General features: G+C 43.9%; 7 protein-coding genes and 1 pseudogene. 3 read left to right on the forward strand and 5 right to left on the reverse strand.

Features of this window, described 5'->3' with window-relative positions:
- The 3 genes from VZ94_RS26060 to bfr form a co-directional block, all read left to right on the forward strand.
- Nucleotides 1–318, forward strand: a 318-nt coding sequence (locus tag VZ94_RS26060; protein ID WP_045779866.1) for a DVUA0089 family protein, incomplete at its 5' end; no start/stop codon positions are given.
- 140 nt (nucleotides 319–458) lie between these two features.
- Complete coding sequence (locus tag VZ94_RS24590) at nucleotides 459–611, forward strand: (2Fe-2S)-binding protein (RefSeq protein WP_082081714.1); 153 nt, start codon at nucleotides 459–461, stop codon at nucleotides 609–611.
- 75 nt (nucleotides 612–686) lie between these two features.
- Nucleotides 687–1,157, forward strand: a complete 471-nt coding sequence (gene bfr, locus VZ94_RS15090; RefSeq protein WP_045779867.1) for a bacterioferritin — start codon at nucleotides 687–689, stop codon at nucleotides 1,155–1,157.
- Here the strand turns inward: bfr and VZ94_RS25565 are convergent.
- From VZ94_RS25565 to VZ94_RS33500, 5 genes and pseudogenes are all read right to left on the reverse strand, one after another.
- Complete coding sequence (locus VZ94_RS25565) at nucleotides 1,134–1,388, reverse strand: cation transporting ATPase C-terminal domain-containing protein (RefSeq protein ID WP_131655580.1); 255 nt, start codon at nucleotides 1,386–1,388, stop codon at nucleotides 1,134–1,136. The genes bfr and VZ94_RS25565 overlap by 24 nt on opposite strands.
- Complete coding sequence (locus tag VZ94_RS30905; protein WP_052700601.1) at nucleotides 1,357–1,938, reverse strand: HAD-IC family P-type ATPase; 582 nt, start codon at nucleotides 1,936–1,938, stop codon at nucleotides 1,357–1,359. Before VZ94_RS30905 ends, VZ94_RS25565 begins: the two co-directional genes overlap by 32 nt.
- A 23-nt stretch (nucleotides 1,939–1,961) precedes the next feature.
- Nucleotides 1,962–2,120: a hypothetical protein gene (locus VZ94_RS30910; RefSeq protein WP_157844950.1), complete on the reverse strand. Its 159-nt coding sequence runs from the start codon at nucleotides 2,118–2,120 to the stop codon at nucleotides 1,962–1,964.
- A complete protein-coding gene (locus VZ94_RS30915) occupies nucleotides 2,107–3,117 on the reverse strand; it encodes an HAD-IC family P-type ATPase (protein WP_052700602.1) in 1,011 nt (336 codons plus the stop codon). The genes VZ94_RS30910 and VZ94_RS30915 overlap by 14 nt, the downstream gene beginning before the upstream one ends.
- Before the next feature lie 46 nt (nucleotides 3,118–3,163).
- Nucleotides 3,164–3,211, reverse strand: a pseudogene (locus tag VZ94_RS33500) (hypothetical protein); the annotation flags it as partial.
- Nucleotides 3,212–3,230 lie beyond the last annotated feature (19 nt).

A 3,230-nucleotide genomic window follows, 5' to 3' on the forward strand; every position in this document is an offset into this window, starting at 1 on the left:
AATTCCGGCTCACATTTTTACGGAACGCTGTCAGCCGGTAGTTATATCTTAGCGTTAACGCAATTAGATAATGTTGCATTAGGCGCTAATCTCGCCGATGGATTTGCCGACTCACTGGGTTTAGCCACTTTTGGCGCTAGTCCGTTCACTGCGCAAAACGGTGGTGGCAGCAGTCATTGGGCGGTTGATATAGCTAATGTCGATAGCGCTCAACTCACTCCCGTGCCATTACCAGGTGCTTTGTTATTGTTTTTACAAGGTTTGTTGGTTTTGCCTATTGCTAGACGGTTAACCAGGCACAACGGTGTAAATATTTAATGTGTTAAGTGACAAGAACAGCTGATATGAATTTTTACTCGGTAATCTGAACCACTTTGCAATTATCGAGTAAAATCCCTTTGCATGATTTAATGAGAATTGTTATTATTTACATAAGCTAAAAAATCAGGAGTAGTCTTATGTATGTATGCGTATGTAAAGCGGTTACGGATAAACAAATTAAAGCCGCTATCAATGATGGCGTAAATTCTCGCAAACAATTATTTCAATGTTTAGGCATGGGTGGTGAATGCGGTAAGTGCGTTAAGCATGTGCGCGAACTTTTTAGATGAAAACTTGCCAAAACCTTCTATAATGCAGCCTCAAAGCCAAATTTTAGCGACTGCATTTTAGATGACGAGGCAATTATGAAAGGTGATACTAAGGTTATCGACTATCTTAATAAAGTGTTAACCATTGAGTTAACAGCAATTAACCAGTATTTTCTCCATGCGAGAATGTATAAAAACTGGGGATTTAAGCAGTTAAACGATAAAGAGTATCATCAGTCTATTGATGCGATGAAACACGCCGATAGTCTGATTGAGCGTGTGTTATTTTTAGAAGGTTTACCAAATCTACAAAGCTTAGATAAGTTGCTAATCGGTGAAAATCCGCAAGAAATGCTGTCTTGTGACTTAAAACTAGCCCAAGCGGCATTAGCTTTATTAAAAGAAGCGATTGCGTATTGTGAAAATGTGAAAGACTATGTGTCTAGGGAGCTACTAGAACACTTATTAGAAGACGAAGAAGAACATATTGATTGGCTAGAAACGCAGTTTGAGCTGATTAGCAAAGTAACGCTAGAAAATTACTTACAATCGCAAATGGCTTCTTAAGCGTCTTGCCACTTGTTTCCTGAGTTCCTCTATTACTAAGATACTGCTAGCTACAGCACTGGCTAGGCACCAATCTTGAAGCGTTAAGCGCTGAGTGTGAAACAGCGCTTGCGCTTCTGGCCAATACACCACGGTGATTTGCATCAGTACAACACCGAGTAATGCACACCATAATGTCTTGTTACGAAAAAAATAGCGATTAAAACGTCGTGTGACGCTCTGTACGGGCATTAAACACGTTAACGACTTGAAATAAGACAAATGTAGTGAATGCTAACGTCGTCGCATGGCTGAGCTTCGCATGTTGCGCATCAATGGCTAATAACGTTAATGTGCCTAGCGCCATTAATAGACCTAACCAGCAAATATTGCTAAAGCGCGTCCAAGACAATATTGTTGATTTAGGGTCACGCGGTGCATCGTTCATCGTGCTTTCTCGCTGAGGGTCTAAGGCTAGACTCATTGCGGGTGGGCCATCCATAATGATATTAATCCATAATAACTGCACGGCGGTAAACGGCTCTGGTAATCCTAATATGGCCGCCCCGCCTACAGTCAGCATGGCGCCAATATTAGTTGCCAATTGAAAACGCACGAACTTTACCATGTTTTCATAAATGCCACGGCCTTGTTGTATGGCTCGGGTAATGGTGGCGAAATTATCATCGGTTAAAATCATTTCTGCGGCTTCTTTGGCAACGTCCGTGCCTATTTGCCCCATCGCAATGCCAATATCTGCGGTTTTTAGTGCCGCTGCATCATTGACACCATCGCCAGTCATCGCAACGATATGGCCTTCTTGTTTTAATGCGTTAACAATCCGAACTTTTTTTGTTCAGGCGCAGTGCGTGCAAACACAGTAACCGCATTAATACAGGCAGCTAGTGTGCCATCATCCATAAGCGCTAATTCATGGCCTTCTAATACGTCGCCTTGTAAGCCTAACTCGTTAGCAATAGCCATTGCCGTGACTTTTTTGGTCGCCGGTTATCATTTTCACGGCAATACCGGCTTGGTGGCAACGCTTAATTGCTACGCTAGCTTCAGCGCGTGGTGGGTCAATTAAGCTAATCAGGCCAACAAAGTTTAAGTCAGTTAAGTAATCAAATAAATCGCAGTCTAGGTCATAATCGTTAAGCGCTAATACCCGTTCTGCCACCGCAATTACGCGCTGGCCGGTCGCAGCCATGCGGGTGTTTTCATTTAATAAGCGAGCGCAAGCAAAAGCGTTTTCTCCTAATGCTTGCGAACAACGTTTTAAGATAACTTCGGGTGCGCCTTTCACTGAGATGCGTAGCGTTTGATTTGCGCTATCTTTATGAAATGTAGCCATTAATTTATAGCTGGCTGCAAAAGGAATTTCTGCTACGCGTAACCAATCACGGGTCAGTGCTAGATAATTCATGCCCGCTTTTTCAACTAATACCAGTAGCGCTGCTTCTAACGGGTCGCCAAGTGAATGATTTTGCCAATCGCTGTTATTGCACAGGCACAGCGGTTGTAATAACGCGCTTAAATCATCGCTAGCGCCTTCATCGCACTGTATTTCGCCTTGTGCCTGATACCCTTCGCCGGTTACCTGGTAATGCTTGGCTTGATAATAAAACTGGCGCACGGTCATTTGATTAACGGTTAAGGTGCCCGTTTTATCGGTGCAAATCACAGTCGTACAGCCTAAGGTTTCTACCGCCGCCATGCGTTTGATAATGGCTTTTTGTTTAGCCATGCGATGCATACCCAATGCTAACGTGACCGTTACGACGGCAGGTAATCCCTCGGGTATCGCGGCAACCGCTAACGCAATGGCGGTAAATGCAGTACTCATCCAAGGCTTACCTTGAAACAGCGCAAAACCAAACAATGTGCTGGCAACTACCAACGCAACAAGGGCTAGGCGTTTTGCTAAAGAATCCAGTTGTTGTTGCAAGGGCGTATCCGACTCTTGGGCTTGTGCTAACAAAACGCGCTAAACAGCCTATTTCAGTATGATCGCCGGTAGCCGTCACCAAGATTTCAGCATGGCCTGCGGTCACTGTGGTATTCATATAAACCATGTTGCAGCGTTCTGCTAGC

The organism is Methylocucumis oryzae, assembly GCF_000963695.1.
In the GTDB taxonomy this organism is placed as follows: domain Bacteria; phylum Pseudomonadota; class Gammaproteobacteria; order Methylococcales; family Methylomonadaceae; genus Methylovulum; species Methylovulum oryzae.

Bases quoted from the DNA above. Each gene is read 5' to 3' on its own strand.
- VZ94_RS24590 (WP_082081714.1), top strand. From the start codon at position 459: ATGTATGTATGCGTATGTAAAGCGGTTACGGATAAACAAATTAAAGCC.
- bfr (WP_045779867.1), top strand. From the start codon at position 687: ATGAAAGGTGATACTAAGGTTATCGACTATCTTAATAAAGTGTTAACC.
- VZ94_RS25565 (WP_131655580.1), bottom strand. From the start codon at position 1,388: ATGCCCGTACAGAGCGTCACACGACGTTTTAATCGCTATTTTTTTCGT.
- VZ94_RS30905 (WP_052700601.1), bottom strand. From the start codon at position 1,938: ATGACTGGCGATGGTGTCAATGATGCAGCGGCACTAAAAACCGCAGAT.
- VZ94_RS30910 (WP_157844950.1), bottom strand. From the start codon at position 2,120: ATGGCTATTGCTAACGAGTTAGGCTTACAAGGCGACGTATTAGAAGGC.